Below are 15,730 nucleotides of genomic sequence, written 5' to 3' on the forward strand. Positions count from 1 at the left end.
CTCTAGAAATCCTGATGACTACCATGAAAAAAGCCACCCTCACTCCCCTGCTCGCCCTGTGCTTGCTGGCCGGCCCGGCCCTCGCCGCGGAAAAAAAGCCCAGCGCCGGCGACATCTCGCGCGCCATCGCCTATACCGACGTGATGCGCGCCTATGCGTACAGCAAGCAGGCCAACGAGTACAAAGAACGCTATGACAAGATCGGTCCCGGTCCGGACGGCCTGGAAGCCATGACCAACGCCGCCAATCTCATGAGCCTTGCCAACCAGGCCATGCGCGCGGCCTGCGCGCGCGAACCGCATTACGTGGAAAAAGGCATCGAAGCCTTCCGCTGCAGCAAGATCAAATAGGTTCCGCAGCGGCGGGCCGCGATTCCTTAGAATCCGGCCATGGTGATCTCCCCCCGCCCGGGCCCGACCCTCGCGCTCAAGTCCTGGCACGCCCATGGCGTGCTGTGGGCGTTGTTGCTGGCGTCGGCGAGCGCGCCACTACGATCTAGACCCCGGTCGACATCTGCAAGCTCAACCGGAATGACGCCGAGGCCTGATTGCATCACGCCCTGGCTCGCGCGTCGAATATCGTCTGCCTCCGCATTGATCCCCTAGCGAAAAGTAGCCATGACAAACTTGCTTCCGATCGAGAATCGGGCGGTTTACCAAGAACTGGTCAATACCTTGTACCGGCAATCGCCTCCGATCTTCCTGGGCAACATCGCCGTTGCCGGCCTGACGGTGTTCTTGCTGTGGCACGAGGTCGGGCGCGAGCTGTTGCTGGGATGGGCGGCGGCAGTCTACCTGCTCACCGCACTACGCGTTGTTGTTGTCTGGAAGGACAGACGCTCCGGCCCGCATAACCCCGAAGCCACCTCCCGGCGCTGCCGCCAGTACGTATTCTGGGTGACGGTATCGGGTTGTCTATGGGGTGCAATGGGGCCGTTGTTTTTCGAACCCGAAAACACCATCGTCACGGTGTATATCTGCATTGTGCTGGCCGGGATGACAGGCGGCTCGGTGGCCTCGCTGTCAGCGTTCTGGCCGGCGTACTACCTCTTTGCCCTGCTCACCGTGCTGCCCTTCGCGCTACGCTCGTTTGCGCACGGCACGCCGTTGTTCACCGTGTTGGGCGTGCTGTCGCTGTTCTTGCTGGGCGTGAACCTGGCCTACTGCAAGGTGATGCAGCGCACGCTGTCCGATGCCATCAGGCTGCGTTTCGAGAACGCGGCGCTGGTCCGTCAACTGACCGAAGAGAAAGATCGCGCCGAGCAGGCAAACCGCAGCAAGTCTCAATTCCTGGCAGCGGCCAGCCATGACCTGCGCCAACCCGTGCATGCGCTCGGCCTGTACATCGAGACGATGCGCATGGCGGCGCAAGCCTCGAAAATCGAGCGCGCCACCATCGAGACATTGGCGGAGCGGCTGCAATCGGCACTGACGGGTATGTCGCGGCTACTTGACGTGCTGCTGGATGTCTCTCGCCTGGACGCCGGCGTGATCCAGGTGGAAAGGCGCCGTTTCCGTTTGCAGGAAACCTTCGATTCATTGGCCAACCAGTACACCCAGTCCGCCGCTTCCAAGGGCCTCGAGCTGAAGATACGACGTACCAGCGTCCGACCCGATACGGATCCGATTCTGCTGCAGAATATTCTCTCGAATCTCCTTTCCAATGCGGTGCGCTACACGGCGCACGGCAAGATCCTGCTGGCATGCCGCCGTCGACGGGACGCACTGGATATCTGCGTACTGGACACCGGCATCGGCATCGCCGAGGATCATTTCGACAGTATCTTCCAGGAGTTCTACCAGGTCGAAAACATAGTCCGCGATCGGGAACACGGCCTGGGACTAGGGCTCGCTATCGTCAAGAGAACCGCCGATCTGATCGGCGCCGAGCTGCGCTTGCGTTCGGTCTATGGCAAAGGATCCTGCTTCACAGTGCGCGTTCCGCATCGAGACGAACCCGCCATTGCAGAGGGCCCATCGGTTCAGATGAATTCGCTACGTAAAGCCGATGGAAAACACACGGTTCTGGTGGTCGATGACGATAAACAAGTGCTCGATGGCATGGCGGTACTGCTGACCAGTTGGGGATATGCGGTCATCGCAGCGCGTTCATTGGAACAGGCATCAAGGGAACTGGACAATGCCATCCCGCAGCTAATCGTGACGGACTTCCGGCTGGCCACGGAAACCACCGGCATTGACGTGGTGCATGCCGTGCGCAAGGCCATCGGATTCGACGTTCCAGCCATCATCATTACCGGCGACACTTCGCCGCAAGGCATTAGCGAAGCCAACGCCAGCGGCTTCACAGTGCTGCACAAGCCGCTCGACATCACAACATTGAAAGATGCGATGTCAAGTGCTATCCGGCGTCATGCGCCAAACACCTTTGCTTATTAACAATAAATCGTGGAGAAAACGCTGACGATTTCTTAGGATGCCGGTTCGTTACCCCATTCAAGGCATCACCATGTTCCTCTCCGCCAAACGGCTTGTCGCCGCCCTTGCCGCCAGCGCCGCGCTGACCGCGCCCGCGCTGGCCGCCGACCCCATCAACGTCGGCTTCTTCTCGCACCTGTCGGGCAATTTCGCCGAATACGGCGCCAGCTTCAAGAACGCCGTCGAACTCTACCTGGACCGCGTCAACGCCGATGGCGGCATTGGCGGCCGCCCGCTCAAGCTGATCGTCGAAGACGACCGCAATTCACCGCAGGAAGCCGCCACCGTGGCGCGCAAGATCGTGGCCACGCCGGGCGTGGTGCTGGCCATCGGCTCCTGGTCGACCACGGCCTCGCTGGCCGCCGCGCCGATCTTCGCCGAAGCCCGGATCCCCCAGATCAGCCCGACGTCGTCGCATCCGGATTACAGCCGCCAGAGTCCCTTCCAGTTCCGCCAGAACAATACCGACGACGTGCTGGCCCAGTACAACGCCGATACGATCCACAAGCAGCTCAAGGCCAACCGCATCGTCATCCCGTACTCGCAGGACGATTGGGGCGTGTTCACGGTCAAGGCCACCAAGGCGGCCATCGAAAAGGACGGCGGCCAGGTGCTGCTGACCGAGGCGGTGTTGCCCGGCTCCAAGGATTTCCGTCCGTTGATCAGCAAGATCAAGGCCGCCAAGCCCGACGGCGTGTTCGTGGCGCTGCCGTATCAGGAAGCCTCGATCTTCCTGCAGCAGTTGCGCCAGGCGGGCGTGGACATCCCGGCCGGCGGCGGCATTCCGCTGACGTCGCCCAAGTTCATCGAGCTTGCCGGCAAGGCGGCCGAGGGCGTGGTGGTGCACAGCATTTTCTTTGCCGGCGATCCGTCCAGGAAGGCTTTCGTGGACGCTTACCAGGCCAGGTACAACAAGCTGCCCGACCAGTTCGCGGCGCTGGCCTATGACGCCGCCGGCGTGGGCGTGGCCGCGATCCGCCGGGTGGTCGAGTCGGGCCAGCCGCTGACCGGCCAGGCCGTGCGCGACGCGCTGGCCAATGGCCCGGCCTATGAAGGCGTGACCGGCGAGACCAAATACGAAAACGGCAACGTGAAGAAGGCGCCGACCTTCCTCGTGGTGCGCAACGGCGTCTTCCAGCTGCTCAAGGACTGACCGCGCCGCCGCCACCCTGGCATCGGCCGGGCCTGAGCGCCCGGCCGATGCCGTCATTTTCCTGGATTACTTGGCATGCTAGAACTCTTTGCCAGCCAGATCGTCAACGGCCTGGCCATCGGCCAGGTCTATGCCCTGATCGCGCTGGGCTTTTCGCTGGTCTTCGGCGTTTCCAACCTCATCAATTTCGCGCAGGGCGCCCTGTTCATGCTGGGCGCCTTCATCGCGTTCAGCGCGATGACGCTGCTGCGCCTGCCGCTGGTGCCGGCCGCCCTGCTCTCGCTCTGCGCGGTCACGGTGCTGGGCATGCTGCTGGAACGGCTGGCGCTGCGCCCGCTGGAGAACGCGCCCTATATCGCGCCGGTGCTGTCGACCCTGGCGATCAGCCTCATCATCGAACAGCTGGCCGAGATCCTCTGGTCGCCCGAAGGCCAGGCGTTTCCGCTGCCGTTTGAAGAGGCGACCTTCTTTTTCGGCTCGGCCTACATCACCAGCACGGATCTGCTGATCTTCGGCTTCGGCGCGTTGGCCGTGCTGGGGCTGTCACGCTTCCTGTCGCACTCCTGGCTGGGCCGCACCCTGCGCGCCACCGCGCAGGACCGCGACGCGGCGGCGCAACTGGGCATACGCACCACCCAGGTCAAGCAGATGGCCTTCGGCCTGGCCGGCGCGCTGGGCGCGTTGTCCGGCATCCTGGTGGCGCTGTATTTCAAGAGCGTGTTTCCGCAGATGGGCCTGCCGTACGGCCTGAAGGGCTTCGCCGCCGCGCTGCTGGGCGGCCTGAGCAGCACGCCGGGCGCGGTGCTGGGCGGCCTGCTGCTGGGCGTGGTGGAGACGCTGGCCAGCGCTTATGTCGGCGAAGGCTATCGCGACCTGGTGGCCTACACGCTGGTGCTGGTGTTCCTGGTGTTCCGGCCGCAGGGTCTGCTGGGCGACCGGCGCCTGGATGCCCTGGGCGGCGCCGGCGGCGCGGGCGGCGCGATGCCCAGTACCAGCGTGCTGGCCTCGTCGTCGAGCCAGCGCAAGGCGGTCAAGGCAATCGAAATGCCGCCGTGGGGCTTCCTGGCGGCGGGCGCGATCCTGGCCCTGCTGCCGCTGGCCACCCAAAGCGGCTACGTGCTGCAGGCCTTCGCCTACGCCATGATCTTCGCCTTGCTGGTGGCCAGCGTCACCCTGGTCTCGGGCGCGCTGGGCATCCTGTCGATCGGCCACCTGGCGTTCTACGGCGTGGGCGCCTATGCGGTGGGCATCCTGGCGCGCAATCATGGCTGGCCGGCCGAGGCCGCGCTGCTGGGCGCCGCCGCGGTCACGGCGCTGATCGCCGTGGTCGCGGCCTTGCCGTTGCTCAAGCTGGGCGGGCACACCGCCGCGCTGGGCACGCTGGCCGTGGGCCAGATCGGCTATCTGGTCTTCATGACCTGGCTGGACGTCACGCGCGGGCCGATGGGCTTCATCGGCATTCCCGCGCCGCGCCTGGCGGCCTGGGGCGATGCGGTGCTGTCCAGCCTGTCGCAGAAGTATTGGCTGATCGCGGCGGTCAGCGCGGTGGCGCTGGCGCTGGCGCAGCGGCTGCTGAACGCCGACATCGGGCGGGTCTGGCGCGGCATCCGTGAAGACCGCCTGGCCGCGCACGCCGCCGGCCTGCCGGTGCGGCGCTACATCCTGCTGGGTTTCGCGCTGTCGGGCGCGCTGGCCGGCGCCGCGGGCGGCCTGTTCGCCTATGTGCAGAGCGTGGTCAGCCCGGAGAGCTTCACCGTCAGCGGTTCGATCCTGTTGCTGACGCTGGCCGTGCTCGGCGGCCTGGGCAACCTGACCGGCGCGGCGTTGGCGGGGTTTGCGCTGACGCTCCTGCCCGAACTGCTGCGCTTTTTCGCCGAGTGGCGCATGATCGTCTACGGCCTGGCGCTGCTGCTCATGCTGCGGCTGCGTCCGCACGGCCTGCTGGGAGCGCGTTGAGATGACGGCCCATCACACTCCCCTGCTCCCCCGCGACGGCCTGGTCGTGGACGGACTCAGCCGCCACTTCAGCGGCGTGAAGGCGGTCGATGAGGTGAGCTTCACGCTCGATCGCGGCGCGACCGTGGCGCTGGTCGGCCCCAACGGCGCCGGCAAATCCACCCTGATCCAGTTGCTCAGCGGTATCGAAAAGCCCAGCGGCGGCCGGGTCTGGCTCGATGGCCGCCGCATCGATGGCCTGGCGCCGGAACGCATCGCCCGGCTCGGCCTGGGCCGCAGTTTCCAGACTTCGCGCGTCTTTCCCGCGCTGACGGTCTGGGACAGCGTGCGGCTGGGCACGCAGGCGCGGTTGCTGGCCACCTCAAGCGGGCGGCTGCGCAATCCGCTGGCCGAGGTGCTGGGCGAACTGGGCCTGCTGCCCGGCTGGCGGGCGCTGCGCGCGCAGGCCGATGCCCTGGCCGAAGCCGCGCTCAAGCGCTTTGGCGACCGCCTGTGGCCGCGCCGCCACCAGCCGGCGTTCAGCCTTTCCTATGCCAACCGGCGCCGCCTAGAGATCGCCCGCGTGCTGGCCGCTCGGCCGCGCTATCTGCTGCTGGATGAACCGGCCGCGGGGATGAATCCCAGCGAAACGCTGGAACTCACCGACATCCTGCTGGCCTTGCGGGCCGAGCAGCCGGAGCTCGGCATTCTGGTGGTCGAGCACAAGCTGTCGCTGGTCAGGCGCATTGCCGACCACGTCATCGTGCTCAACCAGGGCCGCATCCTGGTCACCGGCGAGCCGGCGCATGCGCTGGAACAGCCCGAGGTGGTCGAAGCTTATCTGGGGCGCACCCGCGCGCGCCCCGTCGAATCGGATGCCCATCTTGGCTGACTCCACTCCCCTCTTGTCCATTGACGCCATCGACGTGCATTACGGCGCCGTGCAGGCGCTCTATGGCGTCAGCCTCGCGGTGCATGCCGGCGAGGTCGTCTCCGTGCTCGGCGGCAACGCCTCGGGCAAATCGACCACGCTCAAGTCGGTGCTGGGCCTGGTGTCGCCGACCCGCGGCCGCATCCGCCTCGATGGCCGCGAGATCCACGGCCGGCGCCCCGCCGACGTCATCGACCTGGGCCTGGCCAGCGTGCCCGAGGGCCGCCGGGTCTTTCCCGCGATGTCGGTGGAAGAAAACCTGCTGCTGGGCGCCTATCCGCGGCGCAAGGAAAAGGCCGCCATCGCGCAGGACCTGGCCGAAGTGTTCGAGGTGTTTCCGCGCCTGGCCGAACGCCGTGCGCAGGCGGCCGGCACCTTGTCGGGCGGCGAACAGCAGATGCTGGCGCTGGGCCGGGCCTGGCTGCGGCGCGGCCGCCTGGTCTGCATCGACGAACCGTCCATGGGCCTGTCGCCGCGTTTCGTGGACACGGTCTACGACGTGCTGTTCCGCTGGAAGGCGGCCGGACAGACCATCCTGCTGGTCGAGCAGAACGCCCGCATCGCGCTGGAACTGGCCGACCGCGCCTATGTGCTGCAGCACGGCCATGTCGTCTTGGCAGGCGACGCGGCCGACCTGGCCGCCGACCCCGCCGTCCAGAGAGCCTACCTGGGCGCCGCCTGACACCCCTATCCCCTCATCATGAACGACGATACCTATCATTGCTTCGACACCGACGTCCTGGTCATCGGCGCGGGCGGCGCCGGCATGAGCGCGGCCATCGCCGCCGCCGGCGCAGGCCGCCGCGTCATGCTGGCCGACCGCAGCCTGATCGGCCGCGGCGGGGCCACCATCATGGCGCAGATGACCGTCGCCGCGGCGCTCGGCGAACAGACGCCCGACCACTGGACCCATCATTGGCGCGACACGCTGGCCGCCGGCCGCGGCCTGTGCGACGAGACGCTCGCGCGCATTTTGTGCGAGGACGGCGTGGCGGCCATCCGCCAGTTGCAGGACTGGGGCGCGGGCTGGGCCCAGGCCGATGGCCACCTGACCCAGGTGCAGGCGCCCGGCCATGACCGGCCGCGCTGCGTCTACGTGGATTTCCTCAATACCGGACCGGCGCTGGCCAAGGTGCTGCGGGCCCAGGTGGCGCGCCGTCCGGAAATCCATCGGGTGGGCGATCTGGCGGTCGTCGACCTGCTCCGGCATGGCGGGCGCGTGCATGGCGCCGTGGCGCTGCACCTGACCACCGGCAAGCCCGTGTTGATCCAGGCCGGCGCCGTCGTCATCGCCACCGGCGGACTGACGCGGCTCTACCGGCGTAACAGCGCATCGCTCAACATGGGTGGCGACGGGCTGGCGCTGGCGCTGCGCGCCGGCGCCCGGCTGCTGGACATGGAGTTCGTGCAGTTCTTTCCCATCGGCCACCTGGCCCCGCGCCTGGTCGGTTTCGACCCCATCATGTGGGACCCGTTCCGCTACAAGCTGGGCGGCCGCCTGCTCAACGCCGAGGGCGAGGAGTTCGTCGAGCGCTACGGCAACCGCACCGAGGACGGCCGCTACACCACCACCCGCGACGCGGCCACCTACGCCATTCTCAAGGAGGTGGAGGCCGGCCGCGGGTCGCCGGCGGGCGGCGCCTGGCTGAGCTTCCAGCACGTGCCGCCGGACACGCTGAAGGCGGCCTTCGGCCCCATCATCAAGCGGCTGGAAGCGGCCGGCATCGACCTCACGCGACAGCCGGTGGAGGTCGCGCCCATCGCCCACTATCACATGGGCGGCATCCGCGTGGACGCCGGCATGGCCACCGACGTGCCCGGCCTGTACGCGGCCGGCGAGGCCGTGGGCGGCGCCAATGGCGCCAACCGCCTGTCGGGCAACGCCATCACCGAGGCCGTGGCGTTTGGCCTGCGCGCCGGCCGTTCGGCCGCGGACGCGGCGCGCGCGGCCCCGCCCCTGCCGCCGGACACGCTGCGCGCCGCCGCCGCGCCCTGGATCGCGCGCTTGCTCGCTGGCGGCGCGCCGGACGCGGCCTCGCCCAACCACGCCGCCCTGATCGATGCGTTGCAGGCGCTGATGCAGCAGCACGTCGGCCCGTTCCGCAACGAGGCGGGCCTGCGGCAGGCGCTGCGGGACATCGACGCGCTCAGGCGCCGGGCCGGCGCCGCGCTGCCCGGCGGCGGTCCGCAGGACCCGCTGCGCCTGGACGCGCTGGACCTGGGCAACATGCTGCTGGTGGCCGAGGCCGTGACGCGCAGCGCGCTGGCGCGCCAGGAAAGCCGCGGCGCGCATCAGCGCGAGGACTACCCGCTGCAGGACGACGCCTGGACCCGCAACCAGACCATTGCCTGGCACGACGGCGCCTGGACGCTCGATAGCCAGCCCGTGCAACGCGAACCCCTGGCTCAGGAGACCACGCCATGACCCGCCCCGCCCCAATCGTCCAGCTGCGCGTCCAGCGCAGCGATCCTCCCGGCCGCGTCGATGCCTTCGAGGTGCCGGCCGACGCCGCCGCCTCGTTGCTCGACGGCCTGCGCTGGGTGCGCAGCCATTGCGACAACTCGCTCGGTATCCGCTATGCCTGCATCAATGCCAATGCCTGCAAGGAATGCATGATGCGGCTGGACGGCAAGACGGTCTACGCCTGTACCGCCCGCCTCGAGCCCGGCCGCAGCTACGAGGTGGGCCCCCTGCTCAACAAGCCCCTGCTGCGGGACCTGATTACCGACATTTCGCCCGGCAAGGAACGCCTGTTTCCCGACGCCGGCGGCGAAGACGATTGATCCCGCCCTGCCCGGAACCCCGCCATGACCCCTACCCTCCCCGATGCCGCCGGCAACCCTGCCCTGGAACCGGTGCGCATCCTGTCCTCGGCCCATCTGGCCAACGGCCCGCATGCCGAATTGTCCGAGCTGGAGTTCGGCCTCATCATCGCCCACAACGCCTTCAGCCGCTGGGTGGCGCGCTGCATGGCCGCGGCCGGCGAGCCGGACCTGGGCTTCAACGACATCCTGGTGCTGCACCACGTGCACCACCGCCAGCGCGGCAAGAAGCTGGCCGACATCTGCTTCACCCTCAATTTCGAAGATACCCATGTCATCAGCTATGCGCTGAAGAAGCTCGCCGCGCTGGGCCTGGTGCAGGGCGAGAAAGCGGGCAAGGAAGTGCTCTATGGCACCACGGCCAAGGGGTCGGCGTTGATCGAGGCCTTCCGCGTGGTGCGCGGACGCTGCCTGCTGGCCGCCATCGATGGCGACCTGGCCGACGGCGCGGCCCATGCCGACGCCGCGCGCCGCCTGCGCAGCGTCTCGGGCCTGTACGACCAGGCCGCCCGCGCCGCGTCGTCGCTGTAGGCGCGGCGCGCGCCTTCCGGCCGGACCGGCGTGGATGTCGACGGCCCCGGCGCGCGGGGCCGGGCGCTGCTCAGCCCGTGCGCAACCAGCGCCACAGCGTGGTCGGGCTGATCCCCAGCTGCTCGCAGGCCTTGCGCCGATCGCCGCCGCAGCGCGCCAGCACTTCGCGCACGTGGGCCGCCTGCTGGCGCCGGCCGTGCGTCGCCAGGTCGCCCGGTTCGAGTTCGGCGGCGCGTCGCGTCAGTTCCGGCGCCACGTCGGCCACGATGCGCCGCACCTGTTCGTCCGGCGGCGTGTCGGGCATCTCCGCCAGGAACACCGCCAGGCGTTCCAGCACGTTTTCCAGTTCGCGGATGTTGCCGGGCCAGGCGTAGGCCAGCAACGCGTCGCGCAAGGCGTCGGGCAACGGCGGCTCGCCGGCCAGGCCCAGGTTCTGCCGCACCCGCTGGTACAGGTTCTGCGCCAGCAGCCAGATGTCGTCGCGCCGCTCGCGCAGCGTCGGCATGTCGATGCGCAGGATGTTCAGGCGGAAGAACAGGTCTTGGCGGAAGGCGCCGGCCGCGACCATGGCCGCCAGGTCGCGATGGGTGGCGGCCATGATGCGCACGTTGACGGGCACCGGTTCGCTGCCGCCCACGGGCATCACCTGCCGTTCCTGCAGCACGCGCAGCAGGCGGATCTGCAGCGCCGGCGGCATGTCGCCGATCTCGTCCAGGAACAGCGTGCCATTGTGGGCCGCCTCGAACAGCCCGGGCTTGCCGCCGCGGCGCGCGCCGCTGAAGGCGCCGTCCTCGTAGCCGAACAGTTCGCTTTCCAGCAGGGTTTCGGGCAGCGAGGCGCAGTTGACCGCGATGAAGGGGAAATGATGGCGCGCGCTGGCCTGGTGGATGCCCTGGGCCATGACTTCCTTGCCGGTGCCGCTCTCGCCGCCGATCAGCACCGTCGAATCGACGCGGGCGTAGCGCAGGCCGAGCATGCGGGCCTTCGCCAGCGGCTCGGACTGGCCGTGCAGGTCGTCGAGCGTGTAGCGCACGGTGCGCACGCGGGTGCGGGCCCGGGTGCGCAGGCTGCGGTCGGCGCGGTGGATGGCGCCGGCTTCCTGCAGGGTCAGCACCGCGCCCGACAGGCCGGCCCCGGTCGCCAGCGGAATCCGGTTCACCACCACCATCTTGCCGCCGAGCCGGTGCACCGATTCGGCTTCGCGCTTGCCGCTGCGCAGCACCTCGTCCAGCGACAGCGCCGGCGATATCTCCTCCAGCCGTCGTCCGGCCAGGCCAGCGGCGGTGATGCCCAGCAGGCGTTCGACGGCGGGATTGAGCGCCTGCACGCGGCCGGCGGCGTCGACCGCGGCCACGCCCTCGTCGAGATTGGCCAGCACCGCGTTCAGGTAGTCGCGCCGGCCCGACTCGACGCGCTGCAGGCGGGTGATTTCGATGGCGTCCTCGATGCACGCGGCCACCGTGGCCAGCGAATACACCAGCACGCCGGCCAGCCCCATGCGCTCGGCGTAGTCGACGATCAGGCCCGAACCGACCAGGACCTCGATGCCTTCGTCCTTGAGCTGCTTGGCCTGGGCCAGCGCGTCGTCCTGGTCGCGGTAGGTGCGCACCAGGATGTCGACGGCGAAGGTCTGCATGAAGGTCTGCAGCTCCGGATACTGCGCGTGCTGGCCCAGCAGGGCCACGCGCGGCGAGATCCGGCGCGCCGTGGCCAGCGCGTTCATGACCTCGAAACCGCTGATCTTGACCTGCACCACCGGCACCGTGACGTGGCGGCGCAGATAGCTGCCGTTCAGGCCGGCCGCCACCACCACGTCGACGCGGCCCTGGCGCGCGGCCTCGTTGATGACGCTGGCGGCGGCGTCGAAACCGGCTTCGATCAGCTTGAATTCGCCGCGCTGGGCGTAACTGGGCAGGATCTGGGCGAAGGTGCGGGCGATGCGCGCCACGCCCACGGCCCAGATGCGCGGCAGCGCCGCCAGGTCGGATTCCACGGGTGTCGGGACAGTCAGCATGGCGGCATCGGGAGCGAAGGTCGAAGTGGGGATTTCATCATTGCGATGGCCGCATTTCAATTATGAAAACCCTACCCCGCCGCGCCGCCGTCCGCCCCAGGGAAGGCGCGATTGGCATGCATCTTGCTTGATGGAAAGTCATCACTCCCCTGCCCTTTCCCACCCCGGAGCCTCCCCATGATGACTTCCCCCGAACCCGACCTGCCGGCCAGCGCCGGCCTGCGGCTGCGCAAGGCGATGCAGGCCGAGCAGCCCCTGCAGGTGGTCGGCGCCATCAACGCCAACCATGCGCTGTTGGCGCGGCAGGCCGGCTTTCGCGCCATCTACCTGTCGGGCGGCGGCGTGGCCGCGGGGTCGCTGGGCGTGCCCGACCTGGGCATCGTCGGCCTGGAGGACGTGCTGACGGACGTGCGCCGCATCACCGAAGTCTGCCCCCTGCCCCTGGTGGTCGATGTCGACACCGGCTTTGGCGCGTCGGCCTTCAATGTGGCGCGCACCACCCGTTCGATGATCGCCGCGGGCGCCGCCGCCATGCAGATCGAGGACCAGGCCGGCGCCAAGCGTTGCGGCCATCGCCCCAACAAGGAGGTGGTGACCCTGCCGGAGATGGTCGACCGCATCAAGGCGGCCGTCGACGCCCGCACCGATCCGCACTTCGTCATCATCGCCCGCACCGATGCGCTGGCCAGCGAAGGCCGCCAGAGCGCGCTGGACCGGCTGTCCGCCTGCGTCGAGGCCGGCGCCGACATCGCCTTTCCCGAAGCGGTGCATGACCTGGAGGGCTTTCGCGATTTCGCCCGCGCGTTGCCGGCGCCCATCCTGGCCAACATCACCGAATTCGGCCAGACGCCGCTGCTGACGGTGCAGGAACTGGCGGCCGCCCAGGTCGGCATGGTGCTCTACCCGCTGTCGGCCTTCCGCGCCATGAACCGCGCGGCCCAGCGCACCTACGAGGCGATCCGCCGCGACGGCACCCAGCGCGGCGTGCTCGACCAGATGCAGACGCGCATGGAACTCTATGAAAGCATTGGCTATTTCGCCTATGAAGAGCGGCTGGACGCGCTGTACGCTGACAAGGCCGCCTGACACGCCATGAAGACAGCCGGGCACCGACCCGGCGACAACGGAACGGAGACAGACGTATCGTGCAGCCCCCCGAGCAAGATCCCTATCTGCAGGCCTACGACCCGGACGCGGAGTATGGCCGCCATTTCAGCGTGCCGGCCTTCGCCGCCGAGCACGGCCTGCAGGCCGGCCGCCTGCCCTACGTGGCGCGCGTGCTGATCGAGAACGCGTTGCGGCATGAAAGCGCCATCCACGGCCACCGGCCGCATGCGCTGGCCCTGCTGCGGGCCTATCACCCCGACGCGCCGGCGCCGGATGCGCCCGCCGATGTCTGGCTGCATCCGACGCGGGTGCTGGCGCAGGACGTCAGCGGCATTCCCAGCCTGATCGACCTGGCCGCCATGCGCGATGCGCTGCAGGCGCGCGGCGGCGATCCGCGCCGCATCAATCCGCTGATTCCCACCGACCTGATCGTCGATCATTCGCTGATCGCCGAGGAAGGCGGCCATGCCGGCGCGCGCCAGGCCAACGAGGCGCGCGAATACCGCCAGAACCGCGAGCGCTACACCTTCCTGAAATGGGCCCAGGGCGCGTTCGACAACCTGCGGCTGGTGCCGCCCGGCAAGGGCATCCTGCACCAGATCAACATCGAATACCTGGCCGAGGTGGCGACCACGCGCCGCACCGCGCAGGGCGCGGCGGTGACCTGTCCGGACACCCTGGTCGGCACCGACAGCCATACCACCATGGTCAACGCCCTGGGCGTGCTGGGCTGGGGCGTCGGCGGCATCGAGGCCGAGGCCGCGATGCTGGGTGACGCGCTGGTGCTGCGCGCGCCCGAGGTCATCGGCGTGCGGCTGTACAACCGGCCCGCGCCGGGTGTCACCGCCACCGATCTGGTGCTCAACCTGACCCGCATCCTGCGCGAGGCCAAGGTGGTGGCGCAGTTCGTCGAGTTCACCGGCGAGGCGCTGGATGGCGTGCTGTCGCTGGAAGACCGCGCCACGCTGGCGAACATGGCGCCCGAGTACGGCTCGACCTGCGCCTACTTTCCGGTCGACGAGGAGACCCTGGCCTATCTGGCCCGCACCGGCCGTGACGCGGCGCATATCGCACGCGTGCGGCGCTATGCGCAGGCCGCCGGGCTCTGGCGCACGCAGGAGCGGCCCGGCTACAGCCGGCTGGTCGAGGTCGACCTGGCGCAGTTCACGCGCGTGGCCGCCGGGCCCAGCCGGCCGCAGGACCGCATGGCGCTGGAGGAAGTGCCGCTGACCTTCGCCAAGGCCACCGCCGCGCTGCCCCGCCATGAGCATGCCGACCTGCCGCAGGGCGCAGTGGTGCTGGCGGCGATCACCAGTTGCACCAACACGTCCAATCCGCGCCTGCTGGTGGCCGCCGGGCTGCTGGCGCGCAAGGCGCAGGCGCTGGGGTTGCGGCCCGCGGCGTGGACCAAGACGTCGTTCACGCCCGGCTCGCGCGTGGTGACGGACTACCTGCGCGCCAGCGGGCTGCAGGCCGCGCTGGACGCGGTGGGCTTTCACACCGCCGGCTACGGCTGCGCCACCTGCGCCGGTCTGTCCGGTTCATTGTCGCCGGCGGTGGAGCAGCGCATCGCCGACGGCTCGCCGCGCGTGGCGGCGGTGCTGTCGGGCAACCGCAACTTCCCCGGCCGCGTCCATCCGCTGGCGCGCGCCAATTACCTGGTGTCGCCGCCGATGGTGGTGGCCTACGCGCTGGCCGGCACGGTCATGCGCGACCTGCAACGCGAAGCGGTCGGCTGGCGCGCGGACGGCACGGCGGTAATGCTGGCGGACCTGTGGCCCAGCGACGCCGAGATCGACGCCGTGGTGGCCGACTACGTGCGGCCCATGATGTTCACCGAGCGCTACCGCGACGTGTTCGAGGGCGATCCGGCCTGGCAGGCCCTGCCTGGCGGCAGCGGCGCCTGCTATCCGTGGGACACCGACAGCCTCTACCTGCGCCGGCCGCCCTATCTGGACGTGCCGTTGCAGACCGGCACGGTGCGCATCGAGGGCGCGCGCGCCCTGCTCATCCTGGGCGACTCGGTCACCACCGACCATATCTCGCCCGCCAACGAGATTCCGCCCGAGTCGAGCGCCGGACGTTACCTGCTGTCGCTGGGCGTGCCGGCCGATGCGCTGCACACCTACCTGGCGCGCCGCGGCAACCACCGCGTGATGATGCGCGCCACCTTCGCGCAGCCGACCCTGGTCAACGAACTGCTGCCGCAAGGCCCGGCCGGCCTGACCCGCCACCAGCCCGATGGCGAGATCCAGCCGATCTACGACGCGGCCATGCGCTACCGCGACGCGGGCGTGCCGGTGGTGGTGGTGGCGGGCAAGGACTACGGCAACGGCTCGTCGCGCGACTGGGCCGCCAAAGGCACGCGGCTGCTGGGCGTGCGCGCGGTGATCGCCGAGAGCTTCGAGCGCATCCACCGTTCCAACCTGGTGAACATGGGCGTCCTGCCGCTGCAGCTGCCCGCGGGCGTCACGCGCCTGACGCTGGGCCTGGACGGCAGCGAGACGTTCGACCTTGAAATTCCGGCCGACCTGGCGCCGCAGGGCGAGGCGCGGTGCCTGATCCGCGGCGCCAGTGCGCCGCGGACGCTGGCCCTGCTCTGCCGCCTGGACAACGCGCACGAGATGGAGATCTGGCGCGCCGGGGGCATCCTGCCCGCGGTCCTGCGCCAGGCTCTGGAGGATTCGCAGCACGCTTCACAACCATAAAGATGAGGCAGCGCCTCACGCCCTACCAAGGAGACAACATGAAGTTCGACCGACTCAAGTATCCCCTGTACGCCCTCGCGCTCGCGGCGG

12 protein-coding genes are annotated in these 15,730 nt (G+C 69.0%); 11 read left to right on the forward strand and 1 reads right to left on the reverse strand.

All coding sequences use genetic code 11. The features are described 5' to 3' along the window. Window positions 1-14 precede the first annotated feature (14 nt). From AOZ53_RS17015 to AOZ53_RS17055, 9 genes are all read left to right on the forward strand, one after another. Complete coding sequence (locus tag AOZ53_RS17015) at window positions 15-350, forward strand: hypothetical protein (RefSeq protein WP_054430434.1); 336 nt, start codon at window positions 15-17, stop codon at window positions 348-350. A 267-nt stretch (window positions 351-617) separates the two neighbouring features. Next, window positions 618-2,399: an ATP-binding response regulator gene (locus tag AOZ53_RS17020; protein ID WP_054488609.1), complete on the forward strand. Its 1,782-nt coding sequence runs from the start codon at window positions 618-620 to the stop codon at window positions 2,397-2,399. Window positions 2,400-2,469: 70 nt separating this feature from the next. After that, window positions 2,470-3,591, forward strand: coding sequence for an ABC transporter substrate-binding protein (locus AOZ53_RS17025; protein WP_054430436.1), 1,122 nt, complete (start codon window positions 2,470-2,472; stop codon window positions 3,589-3,591). Between the two features lie 75 nt (window positions 3,592-3,666). Further along, entirely contained in the window at window positions 3,667-5,547 is a 1,881-nt protein-coding gene (locus tag AOZ53_RS17030; protein WP_054488611.1) for an ABC transporter permease, read from the forward strand. Window position 5,548: 1 nt separating this feature from the next. Continuing rightward, window positions 5,549-6,418 (forward strand): ABC transporter ATP-binding protein, encoded by an 870-nt coding sequence (locus tag AOZ53_RS17035; protein ID WP_054488613.1) that lies wholly within the window; start codon window positions 5,549-5,551, stop codon window positions 6,416-6,418. Beyond that, window positions 6,402-7,139: an ABC transporter ATP-binding protein gene (locus tag AOZ53_RS17040; RefSeq protein WP_054474349.1), complete on the forward strand. Its 738-nt coding sequence runs from the start codon at window positions 6,402-6,404 to the stop codon at window positions 7,137-7,139. The genes AOZ53_RS17035 and AOZ53_RS17040 overlap by 17 nt, the downstream gene beginning before the upstream one ends. 18 nt (window positions 7,140-7,157) lie before the next feature. Next, a complete protein-coding gene (locus tag AOZ53_RS17045) occupies window positions 7,158-8,882 on the forward strand; it encodes an FAD-binding protein (RefSeq protein ID WP_054488615.1) in 1,725 nt (574 codons plus the stop codon). Further along, window positions 8,879-9,241 carry a 2Fe-2S iron-sulfur cluster-binding protein gene (locus AOZ53_RS17050; protein ID WP_054430441.1) on the forward strand — a complete coding sequence of 121 codons (363 nt, stop codon included), beginning with the start codon at window positions 8,879-8,881 and terminating at the stop codon, window positions 9,239-9,241. The genes AOZ53_RS17045 and AOZ53_RS17050 overlap by 4 nt, the downstream gene beginning before the upstream one ends. A gap of 24 nt (window positions 9,242-9,265) precedes the next feature. After that, window positions 9,266-9,811, forward strand: coding sequence for a winged helix DNA-binding protein (locus AOZ53_RS17055; protein WP_054430442.1), 546 nt, complete (start codon window positions 9,266-9,268; stop codon window positions 9,809-9,811). Window positions 9,812-9,881: 70 nt separating this feature from the next. On the opposite strand, the gene prpR is transcribed toward AOZ53_RS17055, so the two are convergent. Then, window positions 9,882-11,825 carry a propionate catabolism operon regulatory protein PrpR gene (gene prpR / locus AOZ53_RS17060; RefSeq protein WP_082385662.1) on the reverse strand — a complete coding sequence of 648 codons (1,944 nt, stop codon included), beginning with the start codon at window positions 11,823-11,825 and terminating at the stop codon, window positions 9,882-9,884. Window positions 11,826-12,002: 177 nt separating this feature from the next. Here prpR and prpB point away from each other — a divergent pair, with 177 nt between their 5' ends. Together prpB and acnA are read left to right on the forward strand one after the other, a co-directional pair. Next, window positions 12,003-12,911, forward strand: coding sequence for a methylisocitrate lyase (prpB, locus tag AOZ53_RS17065; protein WP_054474351.1), 909 nt, complete (start codon window positions 12,003-12,005; stop codon window positions 12,909-12,911). A 59-nt stretch (window positions 12,912-12,970) separates the two neighbouring features. After that, complete coding sequence (gene acnA, locus AOZ53_RS17070) at window positions 12,971-15,640, forward strand: aconitate hydratase AcnA (protein ID WP_054488617.1); 2,670 nt, start codon at window positions 12,971-12,973, stop codon at window positions 15,638-15,640. The last annotated feature ends 90 nt before the right edge of the window (window positions 15,641-15,730 follow it).

The sequence above is a fragment of the Achromobacter sp. 2789STDY5608621 genome (genome assembly GCF_001299375.1).
In the GTDB taxonomy this organism is placed as follows: domain Bacteria; phylum Pseudomonadota; class Gammaproteobacteria; order Burkholderiales; family Burkholderiaceae_B; genus Achromobacter; species Achromobacter insuavis.